Origin of the sequence: Pseudomonas songnenensis, assembly GCF_003696315.1 — a bacterium.
Taxonomy (GTDB): domain Bacteria; phylum Pseudomonadota; class Gammaproteobacteria; order Pseudomonadales; family Pseudomonadaceae; genus Stutzerimonas; species Stutzerimonas songnenensis.
Map to the genome: position 1 here is coordinate 121,216 of NZ_RFFN01000002.1, position 23,762 is coordinate 144,977.

General features: G+C 60.7%; 26 protein-coding genes. 25 read left to right on the forward strand and 1 reads right to left on the reverse strand.

All coding sequences use genetic code 11. The features are described 5' to 3' along the window. Positions 1-85: 85 nt before the first annotated feature. The 6 genes from queA to EA798_RS04925 all read left to right on the forward strand — a co-directional run bounded on the left by queA (position 86) and on the right by EA798_RS04925 (position 6,106). A complete protein-coding gene (gene queA / locus EA798_RS04900) occupies positions 86-1,135 on the forward strand; it encodes a tRNA preQ1(34) S-adenosylmethionine ribosyltransferase-isomerase QueA (RefSeq protein ID WP_122098254.1) in 1,050 nt (349 codons plus the stop codon). A gap of 14 nt (positions 1,136-1,149) precedes the next feature. Further along, the gene (gene tgt, locus EA798_RS04905; RefSeq protein ID WP_122098660.1) at positions 1,150-2,265 is read left to right on the forward strand and encodes a tRNA guanosine(34) transglycosylase Tgt; all 1,116 of its coding nucleotides are present in this window, start codon (positions 1,150-1,152) and stop codon (positions 2,263-2,265) included. Between the two features lie 42 nt (positions 2,266-2,307). Further along, a complete protein-coding gene (gene yajC, locus EA798_RS04910) occupies positions 2,308-2,637 on the forward strand; it encodes a preprotein translocase subunit YajC (RefSeq protein ID WP_003296020.1) in 330 nt (109 codons plus the stop codon). 64 nt (positions 2,638-2,701) lie between these two features. Further along, positions 2,702-4,570, forward strand: coding sequence for a protein translocase subunit SecD (secD, locus tag EA798_RS04915; protein WP_106157929.1), 1,869 nt, complete (start codon positions 2,702-2,704; stop codon positions 4,568-4,570). A 12-nt stretch (positions 4,571-4,582) separates the two neighbouring features. Further along, a complete protein-coding gene (gene secF, locus EA798_RS04920) occupies positions 4,583-5,494 on the forward strand; it encodes a protein translocase subunit SecF (protein ID WP_106157930.1) in 912 nt (303 codons plus the stop codon). Positions 5,495-5,572: 78 nt separating this feature from the next. Continuing rightward, positions 5,573-6,106 (forward strand): glycine zipper 2TM domain-containing protein, encoded by a 534-nt coding sequence (locus tag EA798_RS04925; RefSeq protein WP_122098255.1) that lies wholly within the window; start codon positions 5,573-5,575, stop codon positions 6,104-6,106. 60 nt (positions 6,107-6,166) lie between these two features. Here the strand turns inward: EA798_RS04925 and suhB are convergent, their stop codons facing one another. Beyond that, complete coding sequence (suhB, locus tag EA798_RS04930; protein WP_122098256.1) at positions 6,167-6,982, reverse strand: type III secretion system regulator SuhB; 816 nt, start codon at positions 6,980-6,982, stop codon at positions 6,167-6,169. Between the two features lie 94 nt (positions 6,983-7,076). Here suhB and trmJ point away from each other — a divergent pair, with 94 nt between their 5' ends. The 19 genes from trmJ (at position 7,077) to der (ending at position 23,732) form a co-directional block, all read left to right on the forward strand. After that, complete coding sequence (gene trmJ, locus EA798_RS04935; protein WP_244221254.1) at positions 7,077-7,913, forward strand: tRNA (cytosine(32)/uridine(32)-2'-O)-methyltransferase TrmJ; 837 nt, start codon at positions 7,077-7,079, stop codon at positions 7,911-7,913. Beyond that, complete coding sequence (gene cysE, locus EA798_RS04940; RefSeq protein ID WP_106157932.1) at positions 7,913-8,689, forward strand: serine O-acetyltransferase; 777 nt, start codon at positions 7,913-7,915, stop codon at positions 8,687-8,689. Before trmJ ends, cysE begins: the two co-directional genes overlap by 1 nt. Positions 8,690-8,853: 164 nt before the next feature. Then, the gene (gene iscR, locus EA798_RS04945) at positions 8,854-9,345 is read left to right on the forward strand and encodes a Fe-S cluster assembly transcriptional regulator IscR (RefSeq protein WP_015276129.1); all 492 of its coding nucleotides are present in this window, start codon (positions 8,854-8,856) and stop codon (positions 9,343-9,345) included. 31 nt (positions 9,346-9,376) lie between these two features. Next, positions 9,377-10,591, forward strand: a complete 1,215-nt coding sequence (locus tag EA798_RS04950) for an IscS subfamily cysteine desulfurase (protein ID WP_106157933.1) — start codon at positions 9,377-9,379, stop codon at positions 10,589-10,591. A gap of 43 nt (positions 10,592-10,634) precedes the next feature. After that, positions 10,635-11,021, forward strand: a complete 387-nt coding sequence (gene iscU, locus EA798_RS04955; protein ID WP_003284664.1) for a Fe-S cluster assembly scaffold IscU — start codon at positions 10,635-10,637, stop codon at positions 11,019-11,021. Between the two features lie 11 nt (positions 11,022-11,032). After that, positions 11,033-11,356, forward strand: a complete 324-nt coding sequence (gene iscA, locus EA798_RS04960) for an iron-sulfur cluster assembly protein IscA (RefSeq protein WP_003298170.1) — start codon at positions 11,033-11,035, stop codon at positions 11,354-11,356. 7 nt (positions 11,357-11,363) lie between these two features. Beyond that, positions 11,364-11,885: a co-chaperone HscB gene (gene hscB, locus EA798_RS04965; protein ID WP_106157934.1), complete on the forward strand. Its 522-nt coding sequence runs from the start codon at positions 11,364-11,366 to the stop codon at positions 11,883-11,885. A 41-nt stretch (positions 11,886-11,926) separates the two neighbouring features. Beyond that, positions 11,927-13,789, forward strand: coding sequence for a Fe-S protein assembly chaperone HscA (gene hscA / locus EA798_RS04970; protein WP_122098257.1), 1,863 nt, complete (start codon positions 11,927-11,929; stop codon positions 13,787-13,789). A 5-nt stretch (positions 13,790-13,794) separates the two neighbouring features. Further along, entirely contained in the window at positions 13,795-14,133 is a 339-nt protein-coding gene (fdx, locus tag EA798_RS04975; RefSeq protein ID WP_003298166.1) for an ISC system 2Fe-2S type ferredoxin, read from the forward strand. 12 nt (positions 14,134-14,145) lie between these two features. Further along, complete coding sequence (gene iscX, locus EA798_RS04980; protein ID WP_122098258.1) at positions 14,146-14,346, forward strand: Fe-S cluster assembly protein IscX; 201 nt, start codon at positions 14,146-14,148, stop codon at positions 14,344-14,346. A gap of 163 nt (positions 14,347-14,509) precedes the next feature. Next, complete coding sequence (gene ndk, locus EA798_RS04985; protein WP_003284654.1) at positions 14,510-14,941, forward strand: nucleoside-diphosphate kinase; 432 nt, start codon at positions 14,510-14,512, stop codon at positions 14,939-14,941. A gap of 19 nt (positions 14,942-14,960) precedes the next feature. After that, positions 14,961-16,109, forward strand: a complete 1,149-nt coding sequence (gene rlmN, locus EA798_RS04990; RefSeq protein WP_122098259.1) for a dual-specificity RNA methyltransferase RlmN — start codon at positions 14,961-14,963, stop codon at positions 16,107-16,109. 11 nt (positions 16,110-16,120) lie between these two features. Then, positions 16,121-16,879 carry a type IV pilus biogenesis/stability protein PilW gene (gene pilW / locus EA798_RS04995; protein ID WP_122098662.1) on the forward strand — a complete coding sequence of 253 codons (759 nt, stop codon included), beginning with the start codon at positions 16,121-16,123 and terminating at the stop codon, positions 16,877-16,879. Then, complete coding sequence (locus EA798_RS05000; protein ID WP_122098260.1) at positions 16,876-17,886, forward strand: RodZ domain-containing protein; 1,011 nt, start codon at positions 16,876-16,878, stop codon at positions 17,884-17,886. The genes pilW and EA798_RS05000 overlap by 4 nt, the downstream gene beginning before the upstream one ends. 7 nt (positions 17,887-17,893) lie before the next feature. Beyond that, positions 17,894-19,006, forward strand: coding sequence for a flavodoxin-dependent (E)-4-hydroxy-3-methylbut-2-enyl-diphosphate synthase (ispG, locus tag EA798_RS05005; protein ID WP_106158821.1), 1,113 nt, complete (start codon positions 17,894-17,896; stop codon positions 19,004-19,006). Positions 19,007-19,022: 16 nt separating this feature from the next. Further along, on the forward strand, positions 19,023-20,312 hold the full coding sequence (hisS, locus tag EA798_RS05010; protein WP_122098261.1) for a histidine--tRNA ligase: 1,290 nt from the start codon (positions 19,023-19,025) through the stop codon (positions 20,310-20,312). 27 nt (positions 20,313-20,339) lie between these two features. Then, positions 20,340-20,981, forward strand: coding sequence for a YfgM family protein (locus EA798_RS05015; RefSeq protein ID WP_106157940.1), 642 nt, complete (start codon positions 20,340-20,342; stop codon positions 20,979-20,981). A 3-nt stretch (positions 20,982-20,984) separates the two neighbouring features. Next, positions 20,985-22,133, forward strand: a complete 1,149-nt coding sequence (bamB, locus tag EA798_RS05020) for an outer membrane protein assembly factor BamB (RefSeq protein WP_106157941.1) — start codon at positions 20,985-20,987, stop codon at positions 22,131-22,133. 102 nt (positions 22,134-22,235) lie between these two features. Continuing rightward, the gene (gene der / locus EA798_RS05025) at positions 22,236-23,732 is read left to right on the forward strand and encodes a ribosome biogenesis GTPase Der (RefSeq protein ID WP_122098262.1); all 1,497 of its coding nucleotides are present in this window, start codon (positions 22,236-22,238) and stop codon (positions 23,730-23,732) included. Positions 23,733-23,762 lie beyond the last annotated feature (30 nt).

Consider the following 23,762-nt stretch of genomic DNA (forward strand, 5'->3'; position numbering starts at 1 on the left):
AGGTGCGATGGTCAATCGTTTGGCGTGGCCAGATAGGCGCCTTTCGGATAAGATTTGCGCCCTTTCCGCGTCCTGAATCCTGTCCATGCAAGTCGCTGATTTTTTCTTCCAGCTGCCCGACGCTCTCATCGCGCGACATCCCCTTGCGGAGCGGCGTGCAAGTCGTTTGCTGGTGCTTGATGGTGAAACCGGCAAGCTTTCGCACCGTAATTTCGCTGAGCTGCTGGAGTACGTCCGCCCCGGCGACCTGATGGTATTCAACAACACCCGGGTCATTCCGGCGCGCCTGTTTGGTCAGAAGGCTACTGGTGGCAAGCTGGAAATCCTTGTCGAGAGGGTGCTTGGCAGCCGCAGCGTTCTGGCGCACATCCGTTCGAGCAAGTCGCCGAAGGCAGGCTCGCGGATTTTGCTGGATGGCGGCGGTGAGGCGGAGATGGTTGCTCGTCATGATGCCTTGTTCGAGCTGGAGTTCGATGAGGATGTCCTGTCGTTGCTCGAGCGTATCGGGCACATGCCTTTGCCTCCTTATATAGACAGGCCTGATGACGCTGCAGATCGCGAGCGTTATCAGACTGTTTACGCTCAGCGTGCCGGGGCTGTGGCAGCGCCTACCGCAGGTTTGCACTTCGATGAGGCTTTGCTCGACTCGCTGCGGGAGGTCGGCGTGGAAACAGCCTATGTCACCCTTCACGTTGGTGCCGGCACCTTCCAGCCAGTGCGCGTGGAGCGCATAGAAGAACACCATATGCACCGTGAGTGGCTGGAGGTGACGCAGGAGGTGGTCGATGCGGTGGCGGCCTGTCGCGCCCGTGGCGGCCGCGTGATTGCTGTCGGAACCACTAGCGTTCGCTCGCTGGAGACGGCTGCTCATGACGGCGAACTCAAACCATTCAGTGGCGATACCGATATCTTTATTTATCCGGGCAAGACCTTTCATGTGGTCGATGCGCTGGTGACCAATTTCCACTTGCCCGAATCCACGCTGCTGATGCTGGTTTCCGCTTTTGCCGGTTATCCGGAAACCATGGCGGCCTACGCCGAGGCCGTAGCTCAGCGCTATCGCTTCTTCAGTTACGGTGATGCCATGTTCATCACCCGCAACCCTGCGCCGCGCGGCCCCGAGGAAAGCCAATGACCCGTTCCTGCCATATGTCCTTCGAGCTGCTTGCCACCGATGGCAAGGCGCGTCGCGGGCGTCTGACCTTTCCCCGGGGCACCGTCGAGACGCCGGCGTTCATGCCGGTGGGCACCTACGGTACCGTCAAGGGCATGCTGCCTCGCGACATCGAGGCGATTGGTGCGCAGATCATTCTTGGCAATACCTTCCACCTGTGGTTGCGCCCGGGAACGGAAGTGATCAAGCGTCACGGTGACCTGCACGACTTCATGCAGTGGCAAGGACCGATCCTGACTGATTCCGGCGGCTTCCAGGTCTTCAGTCTGGGGGCGATGCGCAAGATCAAGGAGGAGGGTGTCTACTTCGCCTCGCCGGTTGACGGCGCCAAGGTGTTCATGGGGCCTGAAGAGTCAATGCAGGTTCAGCGTGACCTCGGTTCGGACATCGTGATGATCTTTGACGAGTGCACGCCCTATCCGGCTGACGAAGATGTCGCGCGGCGCTCGATGGAGCTGTCGCTGCGCTGGGCGAAGCGGTCGAAAATTGCTCATGGCGACAGTTCGGCTGCGCTATTCGGCATCGTCCAGGGCGGTATGCACGAGTCGTTGCGCCTGCGTTCGCTGGAAGGGCTTTGCGAGATCGGCTTCGACGGCCTGGCCATCGGTGGGCTTTCAGTGGGCGAGCCGAAGGAAGAGATGATTCGTGTGCTGGATTTCCTGCCGCCGCACATGCCAGCCGAGAAGCCTCGCTATTTGATGGGTGTGGGCAAGCCGGAGGATCTGGTCGAGGGAGTGCGGCGTGGAGTCGACATGTTCGATTGCGTGATGCCGACCCGCAATGCACGCAATGGTCATCTGTTTACCGATACCGGCGTCATCAAGATTCGTAACGCGGTGCACAAACACGACGATTCGCCACTGGACCCGAGCTGTGATTGTTACACCTGCAAACATTTCTCCCGCGCTTATCTACATCATCTGGATAAATGCGGCGAAATGCTGGGTAGCATGTTGAATACCATACATAACCTGCGACATTACCAGCGGGTTATGGCTGGTTTACGCGACGCCATTCAACAGGGTACATTGGCGGCCTTTGTCGACGCCTTTTATGCCAAGCGCGGTCTGCCAACGCCGCCGCTTGCGTGACGTGCCAGAGCAAAACAATCCTTTCTGCAACAGGAGTGCTACATGAGCTTTCTGATTCCCGCCGCCTATGCCCAGGAGGCTGCCGCTGGTCCTGCCGGCACTGGCTTTGAGTGGGTGTTTCTGGTCGGTTTTCTGGTCATCTTCTACCTGATGATCTGGCGCCCCCAGTCCAAGCGTGCCAAGGAACACAAGAACCTGATCGCCGGCCTGCAGAAGGGCGACGAAGTGGTCACCTCCGGCGGAATCGCTGGCAAGGTCACCAAGGTCGCCGATGACTTCGTGGTCATCGAGGTGTCCGACAACGTTGAGCTGAAGTTCCAGAAAGTGGCAATCGCTGCAACGTTGCCCAAGGGCACACTGAAAGCCATCTGAGCTGACTTCATTCAACACCGACGGGGCGCGCAAGGCGCCCCGCGTTCATTAAACGGGCTGCGTCATGCTCAATAGATTCCCTCTTTGGAAATACCTGCTGATTCTGGCAGTGCTCGCGATCGCCTTTGTTTATTCGGCACCCAATCTCTATCCGGACGATCCGGCGATCCAGGTCACCGGTGCCAGCACGGCGCAGGAAATCGGAACCGAAGACCTCGAACGCATCAGCAAAGCGCTCGTGGATGGCGGTATCGCTGTCAAGTCTGCATCGCTCGACGAGCAGGGGCGCGGCGGCCTGGTGCGTCTGGAACGCCAAGATGACCAGTTGCCGGCGAAAGACATTGTCCGCCGCACGCTCGGCGACGCCTATGTCGTTGCCCTCAATCTGGCACCTACAACGCCCGACTGGCTGCGCAGTCTTGGTGCGAGCCCGATGAAACTGGGTCTGGATCTCTCCGGCGGTGTGCACTTCCTCCTGGAAGTCGACATGGAAAAGGCCATCGAGACGCGACTTAACGTTTCCGAGGGCGAGGTCAAGAGTCTGCTGCGCAAGGAGCGCGTGCGCTATCGCAGCCTGCCGAATCTGAAAGATGCCGTGCAGCTGGGCTTCGCCGATGAGGCCACGCTTAGTAATGCGCAGTCGCTGATCCGCAAGAACTTCACGGACTTCGAGCTGACCTCCTCCGAGCGCAACGGTCAATTCGTGCTGCGCCTGACGCTGACCGAGGCCAAGCTGGCAGAGATTCGTGAGTACTCGATCAAGCAGAACCTGACTACGGTGCGCAATCGCGTCAACGAGCTGGGTGTTGCCGAGCCGCTGGTGCAGCGCCAGGGCGCCAACCGGATCGTAGTCGAGCTGCCGGGCGTCCAGGACACTGCCGAAGCCAAGCGTATTCTCGGCAAGACGGCGAATCTGGAGTTCCGTCTGGCGGCCGATGCCGACGCATCACGGGCTTCCACCGAGGCGTTCGAGTTCCGCCAGGAAGGCCGTCCGCCGGTCCAGTTGGAGCGCACGCTGATCATCACCGGCGATCAGGTGACCGATGCGCAGGCCAGCTACGACGAGAACGGTCGTCCGCAGGTCAATATCCGTCTCGATGGCCACGGCGGCGATCTGATGAATCGTGCCACGCGCAACAATGTCGGTCGCAGCATGGCCGTGATCTTCATCGAGCAGCGGCCGCTGACTCGCTACGTGCGGCAGATGGTCGATGGCGTCGAACAGGAAGTGCGCGTCGAAACCTTCCAGGAAGAGAAGAAGATCATCAGTCTGGCGACTATCCAGTCGCCGCTCGGCAGTCAGTTCCGTATCACCGGTCTCGACGGCCAGGGTGAGTCGTCGGAGCTGGCGTTGCTGTTGCGCGCTGGTGGCTTGGCCGCGCCGATGTATTTCGCCGAAGAGCGCACCATTGGCCCGAGCCTGGGAGCCGAGAACATCAAGCTGGGCGTTCAGGCAGCGATGTGGGGCTTCCTCTTCGTCGCCATCTTCATGGTGCTGATCTACAAGTTCTTCGGTGTGCTGGCGACGATTGCGCTGCTCTTCAATATGGTGGTACTGACCGCCATGATGTCGATGCTCAATGCCACGCTAACCCTGCCCGGTATTGCCGGTATTGTGCTCACCATGGGTATGGCGGTAGACGCCAACGTACTGATCTTCTCGCGAATTCGTGAGGAAATTGCCAATGGCATGTCGATTCAGCGCGCCATCCATGAGGGTTTCGATCGGGCTTTCTCGGCGATCGTCGACGGCAACCTGACCACCTTGCTGGTGGGCGGCATTCTGTTCGCCATGGGTACCGGCCCGATCAAGGGCTTTGCGGTGACTCTGTCGATCGGCATCCTGACGTCGATGTTCACTGCAATCATCGTGACGCGCGGCATGGTCAACCTGATCTACGGTGGCCGCGATCTCAAGAAGCTGTGGATTTAAGGGGCTAGCACGATGAAGCGCGTAATCAATTTCATGGGCGTCCGTCATGTGGCCTTCGCTCTTACCGTGCTGCTGACGGTTGCTTCGCTGGCCAGTCTGGTAGTAAAGGGGCTGAATTTCGGTCTGGACTTCACCGGCGGCACATTGATCGAGCTGGGCTACGAGCGCCCGGTCGAGCTCGAGCAGGTTCGTGGGCAGTTGGTCCAGTCCGGTTTTGCCGATGCGGTGGTTCAGAGCTTTGGGGCGACCACCGATGTGCTAGTGCGCATGCCAGGTGACGACCCGCAGCTTGGGGAGCGTGTCGCCAGTGCCCTGCGTAACGCTGACAGCGGGAATTCGGTGAGCGTAAAGCGCGTCGAGTTCGTAGGGCCGGCCGTGGGTGAGGAACTGCGCGATCAAGGCGGTCTCGGCATGCTGCTCGCGCTGGGTGGCATCCTGGTTTACGTGGCTTTCCGCTTTCAGTGGAAGTTCGGCCTGGGCGCTGTGCTGTCGCTGTTCCACGATGTGATTCTGGTGCTCGGGGTGTTCTCGTTTTTCCAGATATCGTTCGATCTAACGGTGCTGGCCGCGGTGCTGGCGGTCATCGGCTATTCGCTGAACGACACCATCGTGATCTTTGACCGGATCCGCGAGAACTTTCGCATGCTGCGCAAGGCGGAGCTGCTGGAAAACATCAATATCTCCACCACGCAGACACTGCTGCGTACCGTGGCGACTTCCGTATCCACCTTGCTCGCCGTAGGCGCGCTGATGGTATTCGGTGGTGAAAACCTTTGGGGTTTCTCGCTTGCGCTATTGATCGGCGTTGGCGCGGGCACCTACTCGTCGGTCTACGTCGCAGGCATGTTGCTGGTCTGGCTCAAGCTCACCCGCGATGACCTCATTCCGCCAGTGGTAGAAGAGGAAGTCGACGAGCGCCCCTGATCCTCTCCTGAACTTCCGCAGCCTGACGAGGTCCAAGGCTGCGGAACGGGCGCATGCCCGAAGGAAGAGGATGTCACTGTGAACAAGTCCATGTTGGTCGGTACGGCACTCGGTGTGGTGGTCGCCACCGCTGGCGGCGCTTTCGCTACCTATACCCTGGTCGATAGAGGCCCCAAGTTCGCCGAGGTGTTGGCGATCGAGCCAATCAAAGAGACCATCCGAACGCCCCGTGAGGTATGCAAGGATGTCACGGTGACGAGGCAGAAGCCCGTGCAGGACGAGCATCGCATCGCGGGTACTGCGGTAGGTGCCGTGGTTGGCGGTCTGCTCGGCAATCAGGTCGGCGGCGGCAATGGCAAGAAGATCGCTACAGTCGCTGGTGCGGTCGGCGGTGGCTACGCTGGTAATCAGGTGCAGGGGCGAATGCAGGCCAACAGCACCTATACCACCACCGAAACGCGTTGCAGCACGGTTACCGATACGCATGACAAGGTCGTTGGCTACGACGTCAAGTACGACCTTGGCGGGAAGGTTGGTCGCGTACGTATGGATCGTGATCCGGGAAGTCAGATTCCGGTGCAGGATGGTCAGCTGTTGTTGTCGCAACAGTGATCTGAGCGAAGTCAAAGCTGAAAAAAAACGCCCCGATGGGGCGTTTTTTTTGCGTCATTCTCAGCGTTTGAGTGACGGTGTCAGGTGCGGCTGGATAGCGGTCAGTACGGCCTTGAAGCATTTGGTGTTGCCGGCGACGATCTGTCCTTTCTCGAGGAAGTCGTGACCGCCGCTGAAATCGCTGACCAGGCCGCCTGCTTCCTGGATCAGCAGGGCGCCTGCCGCCATGTCCCATTCGGAAAGCCCAAACTCCCAGAATGCATCGAAGCGGCCTGCGGCCACATAAGCAAGGTCCAGGCTCGCGGCGCCGGCGCGGCGCAGGCCGGAGGTCTGGCCGACCAGGCTGCGGAACATGTTCAGGTAGGCGTCCAGGTTGTCCATGTCGCCGTCCTTGAACGGGAAGCCGGTGCCGAGCAGGGCGCCGTCCAGGCTCTTGCGCGCGCTGACTCGCAGGCGACGGCCATTCACTGCTGCGCCGCGACCGCGGCTTGCGGTGAACTCCTCCTGGCGGACAGGATCCAGAACGACGGCGTGTTCCAGGCGGCCTCGGTATTTGCACGCAATGCTGACGGCGTAGTGTGGAATGCCGCGTACGAAGTTGGTGGTGCCGTCCAGCGGGTCGATGATCCACAGGTAATCGGCGCCGTCACCGGATCCTTCGAGCAGCCCGCCTTCCTCGCCGAGGATGCCGTGGGTCGGGTAGGCCTTGCGCAGTGCAGCAACAATGCTTTGCTCGGCGGCCTTATCGATCTCGGTGACGTAATCCTTTGCTTCTTTCTCGTTGACCGAGATTGCATCCAGGCGATCGGTGGAACGGACAATCAGTTCGCCGGCGCTGCGGGCGGCGCGCAGCGCGATATTCAGCATGGGCTGCATGGATCAATTACCTGGTCGTTAAAGAAAGCGCGAAATTCTATCAGGAAAGCGTCGGCGCATGTAGCGTCACCGGTGCTGTCGCTGGGTCCGGCTGATGGCGGATCAAGAGGCGCTTCCTGTAAGCTTTCCGCTCGCTTTCACGCAGAGAATCATCGTGTCGCTGCAGAACATTCGTGTCGTGCTGGTCAACACCAGTCACGCTGGCAACATCGGTGGCGCAGCCCGCGCCATGAAGAACATGGGTCTTTCCCGGCTGGTTCTGGTGGATCCGGAAGATTTTCCAAGCCCCAATGCCGTAGCCAGGGCGTCCGGCGCGACCGATATTCTCGATGCTGCGCAGGTGGTAGGTACGCTGGAAGAGGCTCTGGTCGGCTGTAGTCTGGTGCTCGGGACCAGTGCGCGCGATCGACGCATTCCGTGGCCGTTGCTGGATCCGCGAGAGTGCGCGTCGGTTTCCGTGGAGCAGGCAGCTGATGGCAGTGAGGTGGCGTTGGTGTTCGGTCGGGAGTATGCCGGACTGACCAACGAGGAGCTGCAGCGCTGCCAGTATCATGTCCACATTCCCTCCGATCCGCAGTTCAGCTCGTTGAATCTCGCGGCGGCGGTGCAGGTGCTTACCTATGAGGTGCGCATGGCCTGGCTGGCGGCCGAGGGGCGGCCGACGAAAGTTGAGAAGCTGGAAACCACGGCCATGCTGGATGCCCAGCCGGTGACGGTCGATGAGCTGGAGAACTACTTCGGTCATCTCGAGCAGACGCTGGTTGATATTGGTTTTCTCGACCCAGCCAAGCCCAGGCATCTGATGCCGCGGTTGCGGCGCCTTTATGGGCGTAGTGGCATCAGCAAGCTGGAAATGAACATCCTGCGCGGTATTCTCTCCGAGACTCAGAAGGCTGCGCGGGGCGAGCCTCACAAGCGGAGAAGTGATTGATGTTCGAGCGCGTGCGTGAAGATATTCAGAGCGTTTTCCATCGCGATCCGGCAGCACGCAATGCGTTCGAAGTCCTGACCTGTTATCCGGGGCTGCACGCCATCTGGATCCACCGCCTTTCCCATTGGTTGTGGGTGCATGACTGGAAGTGGCTGGCGCGCATGTCATCAAACCTGGGGCGCTGGTTGACCGGTGTCGAGATCCATCCGGGTGCCAGAATCGGGCGACGTTTCTTCATCGATCACGGCATGGGGATCGTCATTGGGGAGACTGCAGAGATTGGCGATGACGTGACCCTCTATCACGGTGTCACGCTCGGCGGCACCAGTTGGAACAAGGGCAAGCGCCATCCAACACTCGAAGACGGCGTGATCGTCGGTGCCGGGGCGAAAATTCTCGGCCCGTTCACGGTTGGTGCCGGGGCCAAGATCGGTTCGAATGCTGTGGTCACGCGTGAGGTTCCTCCGGGGGCTACCGCAGTCGGCATTCCGGGGCGCGTTATCGTCAAGTCGAATGACGAGCAGGAGGCCAAGCGCAAGGCCATCGCCGAAAAGATCGGCTTCGATGCCTACGGCGTCAGCGAGGACATGCCGGATCCGGTTGCGCGGGCGATCGGCCAACTGCTTGATCACGTGCAGGCGGTTGAGGAGCGTTTGGAAGGCATGTGCGGGGCATTGAAGGCGCTTGGTAGCGATTACTGCGCCAAAGAACTCCCCGAGCTGCGCGAGGAGGATTTCGTGGAGGTGAAATCCGACGCTGGCGAGGTGCGCAGCTGAAGTGCGGGTGGCAGCACCAGCTGGTATCATGTCGCCTAGGAACGCGTGACGCCAGGCTGGCCCAAGGGGCGCTGAATGCCTGACTGAATTAATGGGTCTTATAGTTGACTCAAATACTCGGGAATTGCATAATTGCGCCAAACCGTAATGCTTGGTGCAGACCGATGCGATTAACCACCAAAGGCCGTTATGCCGTTACCGCCATGCTTGATCTGGCGCTACATGCGCAGCATGGGCCGGTCTCCCTGGCCGATATTTCCGAGCGGCAGGGTATTTCCCTTTCCTATCTCGAGCAGCTCTTTGCCAAGCTGCGCCGCAGTAGTCTGGTGACGAGCGTGCGTGGCCCCGGCGGAGGCTATCAGCTATCGCGCGACATGGCCGGTATCCAGGTGGCTCAGGTTATCGATGCTGTCAATGAATCGGTCGATGCCACACGCTGCCAAGGGCTCGGTGGTTGTCATTCCGGCGATACCTGCCTTACCCACCATCTGTGGTGCGACTTGAGCCAGCAGATTCATGAATTCCTCAGCGGTATCAGCCTGGCTGACCTGGTCAAGCGCCAGGATGTGCAGCAGGTCGCGCTGCGCCAGGATATGCGCAAAGCTGGCGGCACTTCGCCGCAGATGGACAAGATAGAAACGTCCGCCATCGAATGAGCAGGGCGACTGCCTGATAGGAGATACCTGAATGAAATTGCCGATTTACCTGGACTACTCTGCGACCACGCCTGTGGATCCGCGTGTTGCCGCCAAGATGATCGAGTGCCTGACAAACGAAGGCAACTTCGGCAATCCGGCGTCGCGCTCTCACGCCTTTGGCTGGAAGGCCGAGGAAGCTGTTGAGAATGCGCGTCGCCAGGTCGCCGAGCTGGTCAACGCGGACCCCCGCGAAATCGTCTGGACCTCCGGCGCTACCGAATCCGACAACCTGGCGATCAAGGGTGTTGCGCATTTCTATGCGTCCAAGGGCAAGCACATCGTCACCACCAAGATCGAACACAAAGCGGTGCTGGATACCACTCGCCAGCTTGAGCGCGAAGGTTTCGAGGTTACCTATATCGAACCTGGTGAAGACGGCATCGTCACGCCTGCCATGGTCGAGGCTGCGCTGCGTGACGACACCATTCTGGTGTCCGTGATGCACGTGAACAACGAGATCGGCACCATCAATGACATCACTGCCATCGGTGAGCTGACCCGTTCCCGCGGCATTCTTTTCCATGTCGATGCGGCGCAATCCACCGGCAAGGTCGAGATCGATCTGGATAAGATGAAGGTCGATCTGATGTCCTTCTCTGCGCACAAGACCTATGGTCCGAAAGGCGTTGGCGCGCTGTATGTCCGTCGCAAGCCGCGCGTACGCCTCGAGGCGCAAATGCACGGTGGCGGTCATGAGCGCGGCATGCGCTCCGGTACGCTGGCTACCCATCAGCTGGTCGGCATGGGTGAGGCCTTCCGTATCGCCAAGGAAGAGATGGCTCAGGAAAACGAGCATATCCGCGCGCTGCGTGATCGCTTCTACAAGCAGGTCGAGCATCTCGAAGAACTCTATGTGAACGGCAGCATGACCGCTCGTGTGCCGCACAACCTGAATCTCAGTTTCAACTATGTCGAGGGTGAGTCGCTGATCATGGCGCTCAAGGACCTGGCCGTATCGTCCGGTTCCGCCTGTACGTCCGCTTCGCTGGAGCCTTCCTACGTGTTGCGCGCCCTGGGGCGTAACGATGAGCTGGCGCACAGCTCCATTCGTTTCACCTTCGGTCGCTTCACTACCGAAGAGGAAATCGACTACGCAGCTCAGAAGGTATGTGAGGCCGTGACCAAGCTGCGCGAACTCTCGCCCCTGTGGGACATGTTCAAAGACGGCGTCGACATCTCCAAGGTCGAGTGGCAAGCCCACTGACCGGCGTCAAACGCCGCACAGCCTGATCTAAGAGGATTGCACCATGGCATACAGCGATAAGGTCATCGACCACTACGAAAACCCGCGCAACGTCGGCAAGTTCGACGCTGAAGACCCGAGCATCGGTACCGGCATGGTTGGCGCGCCAGCTTGCGGCGACGTGATGCGCCTGCAGATCAAGGTCAACGAGCAGGGCGTCATCGAAGACGCCAAGTTCAAGACTTACGGTTGCGGTTCAGCCATTGCCTCCAGCTCCCTCGCAACCGAGTGGATGAAGGGCAAGACGCTGGAAGAGGCGGAAACCATCAAGAACACCCAGTTGGCAGAAGAGCTGGCGCTGCCGCCGGTGAAGATCCACTGCTCCGTGCTCGCCGAAGATGCGATCAAGGCGGCGGTGCGTGATTACCGCGAGAAGAAAGGTCTGCTCTAAGGGAGGTTGCAATGGCTATCACCATGACGCCGGCCGCCGCCCAGCATGTTCGTCGCTCGCTGGACGGGCGGGGCAAGGGTGTAGGTGTGAGGCTTGGGGTTCGTACGACCGGCTGCTCCGGGTTGGCCTACGTCCTCGAGTTCGTCGATGAGACGGCAGCCGAGGACTCGGTGTTCGAAAGCCACGGGGTCAAGGTGATCATTGATCCCAAGAGTCTCGTTTACCTCGATGGCACCGAGCTCGACTTCGTGCGCGAAGGGCTCAACGAAGGCTTCAAGTTCAATAATCCGAACGTTCGTGGCGAATGCGGCTGCGGCGAGAGCTTCAATATCTGAGGACGCCGTGGGTACTCCCTGTCATTTTGCACTGTTCGAGTTGAAGCCCGAGTTCGAGCTGGATCTCGTGCATCTTGCTGATCGTTATCGCGAGCTGGCCCGTCAGGTCCACCCCGATCGCTTCGCCGACGCTGGGGAAAGCGAGCAGCGCCAGGCGCTGGAGCGCTCTGCCAACCTCAACGAGGCTTACCAGACACTCAAGAGCCCCAGTCGACGTGCGCGCTATCTGCTCGCCATCGAAGGGCATGAGGTGCCGCTGGAAGCTACCGTGCAGGACCCGGCCTTTCTGATGCAGCAGATGCATTGGCGCGAGGAGCTCGAGGAGCTTCATGAGCAGGCCGACCTCGCCGGTGTGGCTGCATTCAAGGCACGATTGAAGCAGGCCCAGCAAGGTCTTAATGATGACTTTGCTCGGATCTGGCGAGATCCGGCGCATCGCGCCGACGCAGAGCGCTTGGTTCGACGCATGCAGTTTCTCGACAAGCTGACCCAGGAAGTGCGCCAACTCGAAGAGCGCCTCGACGATTAACCCCGCGCAGCGCCCAGCGTTGCGCCCGATATCAGACAGACATGGCCTTACTTCAGATTGCTGAGCCCGGACAAAGCCCACAGCCTCATCAGCGGCGCCTGGCTGTCGGAATAGATCTGGGCACCACAAATTCCCTCGTGGCCGCCCTGCGCAGTGGCGTCACTGCACCCCTGGCGGATGCGGATGGAGAGGTGATCCTGCCGTCAGTGGTGCGTTACCACGCAGATCACGTTGAGGTCGGTGCGCAAGCCAAGCTTGCTGCGGCGACGGATCCGTTCAATACCATCAGCTCCGTGAAACGGTTGATGGGACGTGGCCTCGCCGATGTGAAGCAAATGGGCGAGCAGTTGCCATACCGCTTCCGTCAGGCCGAATCGCAGATGCCTTTCATCGAGACGGTTCAGGGTGCCAAGAGCCCGGTGGAAGTCTCTGCTGAAATTCTTCGCGCACTTCGTCTGCGTGCCGAGGCTAGCCTGGGCGGCGAGCTGGTCGGAGCGGTGATCACTGTTCCTGCGTATTTCGACGATGCGCAGCGTCAGGCAACCAAGGATGCCGCGCGGCTGGCGGGGCTCAACGTCCTGCGTCTGCTCAATGAGCCCACCGCGGCGGCCGTGGCGTATGGCCTGGATCGCCAGGCCGAAGGCGTCGTTGCCATTTACGATCTGGGTGGCGGAACCTTCGATATTTCGATTCTTCGCCTGACCAAAGGTGTGTTCGAAGTGCTGGCTACCGGCGGCGATACTGCGCTGGGTGGCGACGACTTTGACCATGCTGTGGCTGACTGGATTCTCGAGTGTGCCGGTGTGTCCGGCGATCTGGATCCGGGTGCGCAACGAGAATTGCTGAAGATTGCCTGTGATGCCAAAGAGCGTCTCAGTGATATCGACGTAGTGTCTGTTGCCTATGCCGGCTGGTCCGGTGAGCTGCATCGCGAGACCTTCGACGCACTGATCGAGCCGATGGTTGCGCGCAGTCTGAAATCCTGTCGTCGTGCCGTGCGCGATTCCGGCGTGGAGCTGGAGGAAATCACGGCGGTGGTCATGGTCGGTGGCTCGACTCGCGTGCCGAAAGTACGTTCTGCGGTCGGACAGTTATTTGGTCGTGAGCCTTTGACCGATATCGATCCTGATGAGGTGGTGGCGATCGGCGCAGCGATTCAGGCCGAAACGCTGGCTGGAAACAATCGCGATGGAGAAGAGCTGCTGCTGCTCGATGTGATTCCATTGTCTCTCGGTCTGGAGACCATGGGTGGGCTGATGGAGAAGATCATCCCGCGCAACACGACGATTCCGGTTGCCCGGGCGCAGGACTTCACCACCTATAAAGATGGCCAGTCGGCCATGATGATTCATGTCCTTCAGGGCGAGCGCGAACTGATTTCCGATTGCCGCTCTCTGGCGCGCTTCGAGCTGCGCGGCATTCCGCCGATGGTCGCAGGGGCAGCTAAGATTCGCGTTACCTTCCAGGTCGATGCAGACGGTTTGCTCAGTGTATCGGCGCGCGAACTGGCATCCGGTGTCGAGGCCAGTATTCAGGTCAAGCCGTCCTATGGCCTCACCGATGGCGAGATCGCGCGCATGCTCGAGGACTCGTTCCGCAAAGCGGACGAGGATCGCGATGCGCGCGCGCTGCGTGAGCAGTTGGTCGACGCGCAGCGTTTGCTGGAGGCGGTCGAGGCAGCGTTGGCGGCTGATGGCGAGCGCCTGCTGTCTGTCGAAGAGCGGCTTGCTATTGACTCCCAGATGGGCGAGTTGCGCGGGCTGCTCGACAGTCAGGATGCGGTCGCCATTGAGCGGCAGACCAAACGCCTTAGCCAGATTACCGATGCCTTTGCTGCGCGTCGTCTGGATTCTACCGTCAAGGCCGCGCTGGCCGGGCGGCGGCTTAACGATATCGAGGATTGACCCAGATGCCGCAGATCATTTTCCTGCCTAATGCCGATCATTGCCCGGAAGGTGCCGTTATCGAGGCGCAGACGGGCGAGACGGTGCTGGATGCCGCGCTGCGTAACGGCATCGACATCGAGCATGCCTGCGAAAAATCCTGTGCGTGCACGACCTGCCACGTGGTGGTGCGTGAAGGGTTTCAGTCGCTCGAAGCCTCCGACGAGCTGGAGGACGACATGCTTGATAAGGCGTGGGGTTTGGAGCCCAATTCGCGGTTGTCCTGCCAGGCGGTCGTGGCTGACGCCGATCTCGTGGTGGAGATACCCAAGTACACCATCAATCAGGTTTCTGAAGGACATTGAGGGGCAGGCGTGATGCAGCTTAAATGGAGTGATGTGCAGGAGATCGCCATCGAGCTGGCCGAGCGCAAGCCCGGCGTCGATCCGCGCTACTTGAATTTCGTCGATCTGCACCGCTGGGTGGTCGAATTGCCTGATTTCTCCGATGAGCCCAATCGCGGTGGCGAAAAGGTTCTCGAGGCCATTCAGACCGCCTGGATCGAGGAGGCCGAATGACGGCAGGTTGGTTTGCATCGTTGCTCCGAGCGCGCTGAAGCAACCGTTCGGCAGTTGATCGTCCCTTCGACAGTCCGCCCTCTACCCTTATGTTTTCACTATGAACCCGCGTATAATCCGCGGGTTTACTTGTTCGCTTTAACCCCTCAGTTTGGAGTCCTACATGGCCCTGCAACGCACCTTCTCCATCATCAAGCCTGACGCCGTCGCCAAGAACGTCATCGGTGAAATCACCACCCGTTTCGAGAAGGCCGGCCTGCGCGTCGTCGCTTCCAAGATGGTTCAGCTGTCCGAGCGCGAAGCTGCTGGTTTCTATGCCGAGCACAGCGAGCGTGGCTTCTTCAAGGATCTGGTTGCCTTCATGACTTCCGGCCCGGTTATCGTTCAGGTGCTGGAAGGCGAAGACGCCATTGCCAAGAACCGTGAGCTGATGGGTGCTACCAACCCGAAAGAAGCTGCTGCCGGTACCATTCGTGCCGATTTCGCCGTTTCCATCGACGAGAACGCTGTGCACGGTTCCGATTCGGAAGCTTCCGCTGCTCGTGAAATCGCTTACTTCTTTGCTGCCACCGAAGTGTGCGCACGCATTCGCTGATTGAGCGAAGGTGAATCCAATGATTGCCACCACCGGTAAAGTGAATCTGCTCGGGCTTACCCAGTCGCAACTGGAGAGCTTCTTCGAGTCGATCGGGGAAAAGCGTTTTCGCGCCGGTCAAGTGATGAAGTGGATTCACCACTTTGGCGTCGATGATTTCGATGCCATGAGCAATCTCGGCAAGGCCTTGCGTGAAAAGCTCAAGACCTGCGCCGAGATTCGCGGCCCGGAGATCGTCAGCGAAGACATCTCCAGCGACGGCACCCGCAAGTGGGTGGTCCGTGTCGCCTCGGGCAGTTGCGTGGAAACGGTATATATCCCGCAGGGCGGGCGTGGGACGCTATGCGTTTCTTCGCAGGCTGGCTGCGCGCTGGACTGCAGCTTCTGCTCCACCGGCAAACAAGGTTTCAATAGCAACCTCACGGCCGCCGAAGTTATCGGGCAGGTGTGGATTGCCAACAAGTCATTCGGCTCCATCCCGGCGAAAATCGATCGCGCCATCACCAACGTGGTAATGATGGGTATGGGCGAGCCACTGCTGAACTTCGACAACGTAGTCGCCGCCATGCATATCATGATGGATGACCTCGGCTACGGTATTTCCAAACGCAAGGTGACGTTGTCGACCTCCGGCGTCGTGCCGATGATCGACGAGCTGGCCAAGGTCATCGACGTGTCCCTGGCGCTGTCGCTGCACGCGCCCAATGATGCGCTGCGTGATCAACTGGTGCCGATCAACAAGAAGTATCCGCTGGATATGTTGCTGGCGGCTTGCAAGCGCTACATCTCGCAGCTTGGCGAAAAGCGCGTGCTGACCATTGAGTACACGCTGCTCAAAGGCATCAATGACCAGCCGGAGCATGCCGAGCAGATGATCACGCTGCTGGCTGATATTCCCTGCAAGATCAATCTGATTCCGTTCAATCCGTTCCCTCATTCCGGATATGAGCGGCCGAGCAACAATGCCATCCGCCGTTTTCAGGACATCCTGCATAAAGGCGGGCACAATGTGACGGTGCGTACCACCCGCGGCGAAGACATCGACGCGGCTTGCGGTCAGCTCGTCGGCCAGGTTCTGGACCGGACGCGTCGAAGCGAGAGATACATCGCTGTGCGTGAGCTACAGAGCGAGCCAGGTACGGCGCAAATTGCTTCGAACCGATCCTGAGGGGGATGCTGATGATTCTGCGCGCTGCGCTGCTGCTTCTACTGACCGGCCTGTTGGCCGGTTGTGTGTCTTCTGGAACCGTCGATCCGCTGAGAACCGACGAGGGTCGCCAGCAGGCGCGTGACGCCTATATTCAACTGGGCATCGGTTATCTGCAGCAGGGCGCGGCAGCGCGCGCCAAGACACCCTTGCGCAAGGCGTTGGAGATAGATCCGCGCAGCGCCGATGCACATGCTGCGTTGGCCCTGGTATTCCAGACCGAGATGGAAAACGACCTCGCCGACAAGCACTATCGCGAGGCGCTGTCCAGCCGCAAGGATGCCCGCATCCTCAATAACTACGGCAGTTTTCTGTTCGAACAGAAGCGCTATCCGGAGGCCATGGAGCGCTTTCGGCAGGCCGCTGAAGACAACATGTACCCCGAGCGGGCGAGGGTGTTCCAGAACCTCGGCATGACTGCGCTGCAGCTGGGGCAGCGCGAAGAGGCAGAGCTTCACTTTACTCGCTCGCTGCGCCTCGACGGTCGTCAGCCTCGTGCTCTGCTCGAGCTTGCCCTCATGGCCTTCGAGGACAAGCAGTACGTTCCAGCCAAGCGTTACTACGATAGCTTCAGCCAGGTTGCCGAGCAGAACGCACGCAGCTTGCTGCTCGGTATTCGTCTGGCCAACATCCATCAGGACCGCGACACGGCTGCCAGCCTCGGGCTGCAGCTGAGGCGGTTGTATCCCGGTACGGATGAGTACAAGCAATATCTTTCGGAGCAACGATGACCGCGCCGCACCAAGAATCCGCTGCACCGACGGGCAACAATCCAGGCGAGACGCTGCGTAAAGCCCGTGAAGACAAGGGCTGGACGCTGTCTGCTGTTGCGCAACAGCTCAATCTCACCGAGCGTTCGCTAGGGCGCATCGAAGCGGGTGACTTCAGTCAGTTGCCGGGGCATACCTTTGCCCGTGGTTATGTTCGCGCCTATGCCAAGTTGCTGGGTCTGGACCAGACCCGTCTGGTTCAGGAGTTCGATCAGCACACCGGAACCAACGCATCCGGTAGCAGCGTCAACAGCCTCGGACGCATCGAGGAGCCGGGCCGGCTGTCGCGAACCTTCATGCGTTTTTTCGGCTTCGCTTTGTTGCTGCTGCTCGCCGCCGTTGCCTGGTATTGGTGGCAGGAACGCGCAGAACGGGAGGCCACGCGATCTCCTGTCTCGGCATTGGAGCGGATCGAAGTGGAAGGTGCTGACGGCACCACTGAGATCCACCTGCTCGATCGTACTGACGAAGCAGCCGAACAGCCGATCGAGGCGCAGACCGAGCAGGGCGCGCCGATTGCCGAATCGGATGCAAGCGAGACTGTCGAAACCCCGGAAAGCAACGCTGAGCCTTCTGGTTCGGGCTCACGTGCCGCCGAGTCTCAGCAATCACAGCCGTTGCCGCTTCCTGAAATCGCCAGCGAAAGCCCGGTGGCTTCCGCTCAGACACCTGCATCGGTGACTTCCAGCCCGGCCGGTGATTCCGTGGCGCCGGCACCAGTACCCGGCGAGGCCCAGCTGGAGCTGCGTTTTACCGCCGATTGTTGGACCCGTGTGTCGGATGCCGACGGCCGTGTGCTGTTCAGTGCACTGGCCAAGGCCGGGACCAGCAGGACGGTCAGTGGCAAGGCGCCGCTGGACGTACATCTGGGGTTCGCTCGCGGTGCCCAGCTCAGTTACAACGGCGAAGCTGTAAACCTCGCCTCTCACATGCGCGGCGAGACAGCGCGCCTCAAGCTCGGACAGTAAATTGACCATGCATTCCGAATCTCCTATCAAGCGCCGTCAGTCCCGTAAGATCTGGGTAGGCAGCGTTCCGGTCGGTGGCGATGCGCCGATTTCCGTACAGAGCATGACCAATACCGAAACCTGCGACGTCGAGGCGACGGTTGCGCAGATCCAGCGCCTGGCCAACGCCGGTGCTGATATCGTCAGGGTGTCGGTGCCTTCCATGGAGGCTGCCGAGGCGTTCGGTCGCATCAAGCGGCTCGTGCAGTTGCCCCTGGTTGCCGACATTCACTTCGATTACCAGATCGCGTTGCGCGTGGCGGAGCTCGGCGTTGATTGCCTGCGCATCAATCCAGGCAACATCGGCCGCGAGGACCGCGTGCGCGCAGTGGTTGATGCGGCACGCGACAAGGGCATCCCGATCCGCATCGGCGTGAACGCCGGTTCGCTGGAAAAGGACCTGCAGAAGAAATACGGGGAGCCGACACCGCAGGCATTGGTGGAGTCGGCGCTGCGCCATGTCGATCATCTGGACCGACTGGATTTTCAGGATTTCAAGGTCAGCGTCAAAGCGTCCGACGTGTTCATGGCGGTGGAGGCCTACCGGCTGCTTGCAGGCCAGATCGAGCAGCCGCTGCACCTGGGCATCACCGAGGCGGGCGGCCTGCGTTCCGGTACGGTGAAATCCGCTGTAGGGCTGGGCATGCTGCTTGCGGACGGAATCGGCGACACCATCCGCGTGTCACTGGCCGCTGATCCGGTCGAGGAGATCAAGGTCGGCTTCGACATCCTCAAGTCCCTGCGCCTGCGCTCGCGCGGTATCAACTTCATCGCTTGCCCGAGCTGTTCGCGGCAGAACTTCGATGTGGTCAAGACCATGAACGAGCTGGAGACCCGCGTCGAGGACCTGCTGGTGCCGATGGACGTCGCCGTGATCGGCTGTGTGGTCAACGGTCCGGGAGAAGCCAAGGAGGCCCATGTCGGCCTGACCGGTGGCAGCCCTAACAACCTCGTCTACATCGATGGCAAGCCGGCACAGAAACTGAACAACGAAAACCTCGTCGATGAGCTGGAGCAGCTCATCCGGCGCAAGGCCGCCGAAAAGCTCGCGTCCGACGCGGCGGTCATCGCGCGCAGCTGATCTTTAAGGAAGTCCATTGAGCAAGTCCCTGCAAGCCATTCGTGGCATGAACGATATCCTGCCTGCGCAGACCCCGATCTGGCGTTACCTGGAAAGCACCTTCGCGCAATTGCTCGATAGCTATGGCTACAGCGAGATTCGCCTGCCGATCCTGGAATTCACCGACCTGTTCGCCCGTGGTATCGGCGAAGGCACCGACGTGGTCGACAAGGAAATGTACACCTTCCTCGACCGTAACGAGGAGTCGCTGACCCTGCGTCCGGAGGGTACTGCAGGTTGCGTGCGCGCCGTGCTCGAGCATGGCCTGACCGGTGGCGGCCAAGTGCAGAAGCTCTGGTACACCGGGCCGATGTTCCGCTACGAGAAGCCGCAGAAAGGCCGCTATCGCCAGTTCCACCAGATCGGCGTGGAAGTGTTCAACCAGCCTGGGCCGGATATCGACGCCGAGCTGATCGTGCTGACCGCGCGCCTGTGGAAGCAGCTCGGCCTCGCCGATGCGGTGACGCTGCAGCTCAACAGCCTGGGCTCCAGCGAGGCACGGGCGCGCTACCGTGATGCGCTGGTGGCCTACCTGCAGCAGCGTTTCGAGCAGCTCGACGAGGACAGTCAGCGTCGCCTGACGACCAATCCCCTGCGTATCCTCGACAGCAAGAACGCGCAGACGCAGGCGCTGCTGGCTGATGCACCGACGCTGCATGATTACCTTGACGACGAGTCGAAAGCGCACTTCGATGGACTGAAAGCCCGTCTCGATGCGGTAGGGATCGTCTACGAAATCAACCCGAAACTGGTGCGTGGCCTGGATTACTACGGCCGCACCGTGTTCGAGTGGGTCACCGACAAGCTGGGTGCGCAGGGGACCGTTTGCGCAGGTGGTCGCTACGACGGTCTGATCAGCCAGTTCGGCGGCAAGCCTACGCCCGGTGTCGGCTTCGCCATGGGCGTCGAGCGCCTGGTGCTGCTGTTGGAAACCCTCGGGTTGGTGCCGGATGCATTGAGTCCTGCGCCGCATGCCTATATCTGCGCCTTCGGCGAAGCTGCTGAGCTGGCGGGGCTGGCCCTGGCCGAGCGCCTGCGCGATGCGCTTCCGGGCCTGCGCCTGCTGGTCAACGCCGGTGGCGGCAGTTTCAAGAGCCAGTTCAAGAAGGCTGACAAGAGCGGCGCTCGCTTTGCACTGATTCTGGGTGAGGACGAACTGGCAGGGCGCGTGGTAGGTTGCAAGCCGCTTCGCGACGACAGCGAACAACAAAGCATTGCCTGGGATGCTCTGCCCGAGCGTCTGGCTGCCTGCCTCGAGCAGGTCTGAGACTAAGCGAATGAAAGGAGTGACAGCGTGACCTCGGGTACCGAAGAAGAACAACTGGCGCAGATCAAAGACTGGTGGCAGCGCAACGGCAAGCCGCTGGTGCTGGGTGCCGTGCTCGCACTGGTATTGGTGTTTGGCTGGCAGTTCTGGCAGAAGCATCAGATCACCCAGGCGCAGAACGCCTCGGTCGTTTACCAGCAATTGCTGGGTGCGGCGCTGGAAGCTGGCGAAGCCGATGCCGCTGAAGTATCGCGGCTGGGTAATCTGTTGAAGAAGGACTTTGCCGGCACGCATTACGCGCAGTACGGCAGCCTCTTCGTGGCGAAGGTGGCCGTGGAGTCCGGTCGTCTGGACGAGGCAGCCAGCGAGCTGCGCTCGGTAGTCGACAAGCCGGCCGACAAGACCCTGGACGAGCTGGCACGCCAGCGTCTGGCGCGCGTTCTGGCGGCGCAGGACAAGGCCGAGGAAGCGATCAAGCTGCTGGACGGCAAGGTGGATCAGGCCTTTGCTGCCAGCCGCGAAGAACTCAAGGGCGATCTACTGGTGCAGCTTGGCCGTAATGACGAGGCGCATGCCGCCTACACCAAGGCCAAGGAGTCGTTGTCCCAGGACGCGGCCATCGGCGGTCTGCAAATGAAGCTGGATGATCTGGCCCGAGGGGAGGCGTAAACGATGCGCTGGAAGACTGCAGCGTTGCTGACCTTGGCCGTACTGGCCGCAGGTTGCAGCAGCAAGGACACCAAAGAGGCAGAGCCGGCAGAACTGGTGAAGTTCAAGGCCGAGGTTTCGCTGAAGAAGGAATGGAGTCGCTCGATCGGCGATGGTCAGGGCAAGACCTACAATCTGTTGACGCCGGTGGTTTATGGCGACCAGATCTATGCCGCCGATGTCGAGGGGCTGGTGGTTTCCATGGACCGCCTGACCGGTAAGGTCAACTGGAAGAAGAAGCTCGACAAGCCGGTTTCCGGTGGAGTCGGCGCCGGCTACGGCCTCGTACTGGTCGGCACCTTGCGTGGTGAGGTGGTGGCGCTGGATGTCAGCACCGGTGAGGAGCGTTGGCGCAGCCAGGTCAGCAGTGAAGTGCTGGCCGCTCCGGCCGTGAACGGCGACATCGTGCTGGTCCAGACCCAGGATGACCGGCTGATTGCTCTGGAAATCGATACCGGCGCGCAGCGCTGGAGCTATGAAAGTTCGCCTGCCGTGCTGACGCTGCGCGGCACCGGTGCGCCGCTGCTGACCAATCAGCTGGCTGTCGCCGGGCTGTCGAGCGGCAAGGTCGTTGCGCTGGATACCCGTCGCGGTCTTCCGGTATGGGAGCAGCGTGTTGCCATTCCGCAAGGTCGTTCGGAGCTCGAGCGCGTCGTCGATATCGACGGCGGCCTGTTGCTGTCTGGCGGTACGCTCTATGTCGCAAGCTACCAGGGTCGTGCCGCAGCGCTCGAGCTGGAGAGTGGCCGTATCCTCTGGCAACGCGATGCCTCCAGTTATTCCGGCGCCGCGCTGGGTTATGGCAGTGTTTATCTGAGCCTTGCCGACGGTACGGTCGAAGGCATCGATGAGCGCTCCACCACCGCCCTGTGGCGTAACGATTCCCTGGCCCGTCGCCAGCTTTCGGCTCCGGCGGTGTTTTCCAGCTATGTTGTGGTGGGCGACATCGAAGGCTACTTGCACCTGCTGAGCCAGGTCGACGGCCGCTTCGTTGCCCGGGAGCGTATCGACAGCTCCGGCGTACGGGCTCGGCCAGTGGTCGAAGGTGACTGGCTGTACGCATTTGGCAACGACGGCAAGCTGGTGGCGCTGACGATTCGTCAGGCCGACTGACCGCAGGTTGTGCCCACGGCTCCGCCTGGCGGAGCCATGAATATTCGGCCGCTGCCTTGCAGCGGCCTTCGTGTTTTCTGAAATATCGCAGTGGAGAGCCGCATGGTTCCCGTAATCGCCCTGGTGGGCCGCCCGAACGTCGGCAAGTCCACCCTGTTCAACCGCCTGACCAAGAGCCGCGACGCCATCGTTGCCGAATACGCCGGGCTGACCCGTGACCGCCAGTACGGCGAGGCCAAGTGGCAGGGACGGACCTACATCGTGATCGACACCGGGGGTATTTCCGGTGACGAGGAGGGCATCGACGCGAAGATGGCCGAGCAGTCGCTGCAGGCCATCGAGGAGGCCGACGCCGTACTGTTCATGGTCGATGCCCGTGCCGGAATGACCGCGGCGGACCAGATGATCGGCGAACACCTGCGCAAGCGGAACAAGCGCTGCTTCCTGGTGGCGAACAAGGTCGACAGCGTCGATCCGGACATCGCCCGCGCCGAGTTCAGCCCGCTGGGCCTGGGTGATGCGCTGCCGATCGCCGCTGCCCACGGCCGTGGCATCAGCCACATGCTCGAGGAAGCGCTGGGCATTTTCCCCAAGGACAATGCCGAGGACGCAGAAGGCGGTGAGAATGCGGAGCTGGTCGAGGGCGAGGAAGTCGTCGCCGAAGGGCAGGAACCCAAGCGCATTCCTGGTCCCAGCGAAAAGGACGGGATCAAGATCGCCATCATCGGCCGCCCCAACGTCGGCAAGTCGACGCTGGTCAACCGCATGCTCGGCGAAGAGCGGGTCATCGTCTACGATCAGGCTGGCACCACCCGGGACAGCATCTACATCCCGTTCGAGCGTGACGACGAGAAATACACGCTGATCGACACCGCCGGTGTGCGCCGTCGCGGCAAGATCTTCGAGGCGGTGGAAAAGTTCTCGGTGGTCAAGACGCTGCAGGCGATTCAGGACGCCAACGTGGTCATCTTCGTCATGGATGCCCGCGAAGGTGTGGTCGAGCACGACCTCAACCTGCTGGGCTTCGTGCTGGAGACCGGACGTGCGCTGGTCATCGCACTGAACAAGTGGGACGGCATGGAACCGGGTGAGCGAGATTATGTGAAGACCGAGCTGGAGCGCCGGCTGTTCTTCGTCGATTTCGCCGATATCCACTTCATCTCCGCCAAGCACGGCACCGGCGTCGGCCATCTGTACAAGTCGGTACAGGCTGCATTTAAGTCGGCTATTACCCGCTGGCCGACCAGCCGTCTGACGCAGATCCTTGAAGACGCGGTGCGCGAGCACGCACCACCCATGGTTGCCAGCCGTCGGATCAAGCTCCGTTATGCGCACCTGGGTGGGGCCAACCCGCCACTGATCGTGATTCACGGAAACCAGGTGGATTCGATACCCAAGTCGTATACGCGCTATCTGGAGAACACCTATCGGCGTGTTCTGAAGCTGGTGGGTACGCCTATCCGCATCGAATACAAGGGTGGCGAGAACCCGTACGAAGGGAAGAAAAACACCCTGACCGACCGCCAGGTCAACAAGAAGCGCCGCCTGATGTCGCACCACAAGAAGGCCGAGAAGAAGCGCCGCGACAAGAAGCGCTGATCGCGCATTTCTTCAAGCCTGGGAACGGGG

What these genes read in the sequence shown, in the direction of transcription:
- queA (WP_122098254.1), top strand. Translation starts at nt 86, where the DNA reads ATGCAAGTCGCTGATTTTTTCTTCCAGCTGCCCGACGCTCTCATCGCG.
- tgt (WP_122098660.1), top strand. Translation starts at nt 1,150, where the DNA reads ATGTCCTTCGAGCTGCTTGCCACCGATGGCAAGGCGCGTCGCGGGCGT.
- yajC (WP_003296020.1), top strand. Translation starts at nt 2,308, where the DNA reads ATGAGCTTTCTGATTCCCGCCGCCTATGCCCAGGAGGCTGCCGCTGGT.
- secD (WP_106157929.1), top strand. Translation starts at nt 2,702, where the DNA reads ATGCTCAATAGATTCCCTCTTTGGAAATACCTGCTGATTCTGGCAGTG.
- secF (WP_106157930.1), top strand. Translation starts at nt 4,583, where the DNA reads ATGAAGCGCGTAATCAATTTCATGGGCGTCCGTCATGTGGCCTTCGCT.
- suhB (WP_122098256.1), bottom strand. Translation starts at nt 6,982, where the DNA reads ATGCAGCCCATGCTGAATATCGCGCTGCGCGCCGCCCGCAGCGCCGGC.
- trmJ (WP_244221254.1), top strand. Translation starts at nt 7,077, where the DNA reads ATGGCGGATCAAGAGGCGCTTCCTGTAAGCTTTCCGCTCGCTTTCACG.
- cysE (WP_106157932.1), top strand. Translation starts at nt 7,913, where the DNA reads ATGTTCGAGCGCGTGCGTGAAGATATTCAGAGCGTTTTCCATCGCGAT.
- iscR (WP_015276129.1), top strand. Translation starts at nt 8,854, where the DNA reads ATGCGATTAACCACCAAAGGCCGTTATGCCGTTACCGCCATGCTTGAT.
- EA798_RS04950 (WP_106157933.1), top strand. Translation starts at nt 9,377, where the DNA reads ATGAAATTGCCGATTTACCTGGACTACTCTGCGACCACGCCTGTGGAT.
- iscU (WP_003284664.1), top strand. Translation starts at nt 10,635, where the DNA reads ATGGCATACAGCGATAAGGTCATCGACCACTACGAAAACCCGCGCAAC.
- iscA (WP_003298170.1), top strand. Translation starts at nt 11,033, where the DNA reads ATGGCTATCACCATGACGCCGGCCGCCGCCCAGCATGTTCGTCGCTCG.
- hscA (WP_122098257.1), top strand. Translation starts at nt 11,927, where the DNA reads ATGGCCTTACTTCAGATTGCTGAGCCCGGACAAAGCCCACAGCCTCAT.
- fdx (WP_003298166.1), top strand. Translation starts at nt 13,795, where the DNA reads ATGCCGCAGATCATTTTCCTGCCTAATGCCGATCATTGCCCGGAAGGT.
- iscX (WP_122098258.1), top strand. Translation starts at nt 14,146, where the DNA reads ATGCAGCTTAAATGGAGTGATGTGCAGGAGATCGCCATCGAGCTGGCC.
- ndk (WP_003284654.1), top strand. Translation starts at nt 14,510, where the DNA reads ATGGCCCTGCAACGCACCTTCTCCATCATCAAGCCTGACGCCGTCGCC.
- rlmN (WP_122098259.1), top strand. Translation starts at nt 14,961, where the DNA reads ATGATTGCCACCACCGGTAAAGTGAATCTGCTCGGGCTTACCCAGTCG.
- pilW (WP_122098662.1), top strand. Translation starts at nt 16,121, where the DNA reads ATGATTCTGCGCGCTGCGCTGCTGCTTCTACTGACCGGCCTGTTGGCC.
- EA798_RS05000 (WP_122098260.1), top strand. Translation starts at nt 16,876, where the DNA reads ATGACCGCGCCGCACCAAGAATCCGCTGCACCGACGGGCAACAATCCA.
- ispG (WP_106158821.1), top strand. Translation starts at nt 17,894, where the DNA reads ATGCATTCCGAATCTCCTATCAAGCGCCGTCAGTCCCGTAAGATCTGG.
- bamB (WP_106157941.1), top strand. Translation starts at nt 20,985, where the DNA reads ATGCGCTGGAAGACTGCAGCGTTGCTGACCTTGGCCGTACTGGCCGCA.
- der (WP_122098262.1), top strand. Translation starts at nt 22,236, where the DNA reads ATGGTTCCCGTAATCGCCCTGGTGGGCCGCCCGAACGTCGGCAAGTCC.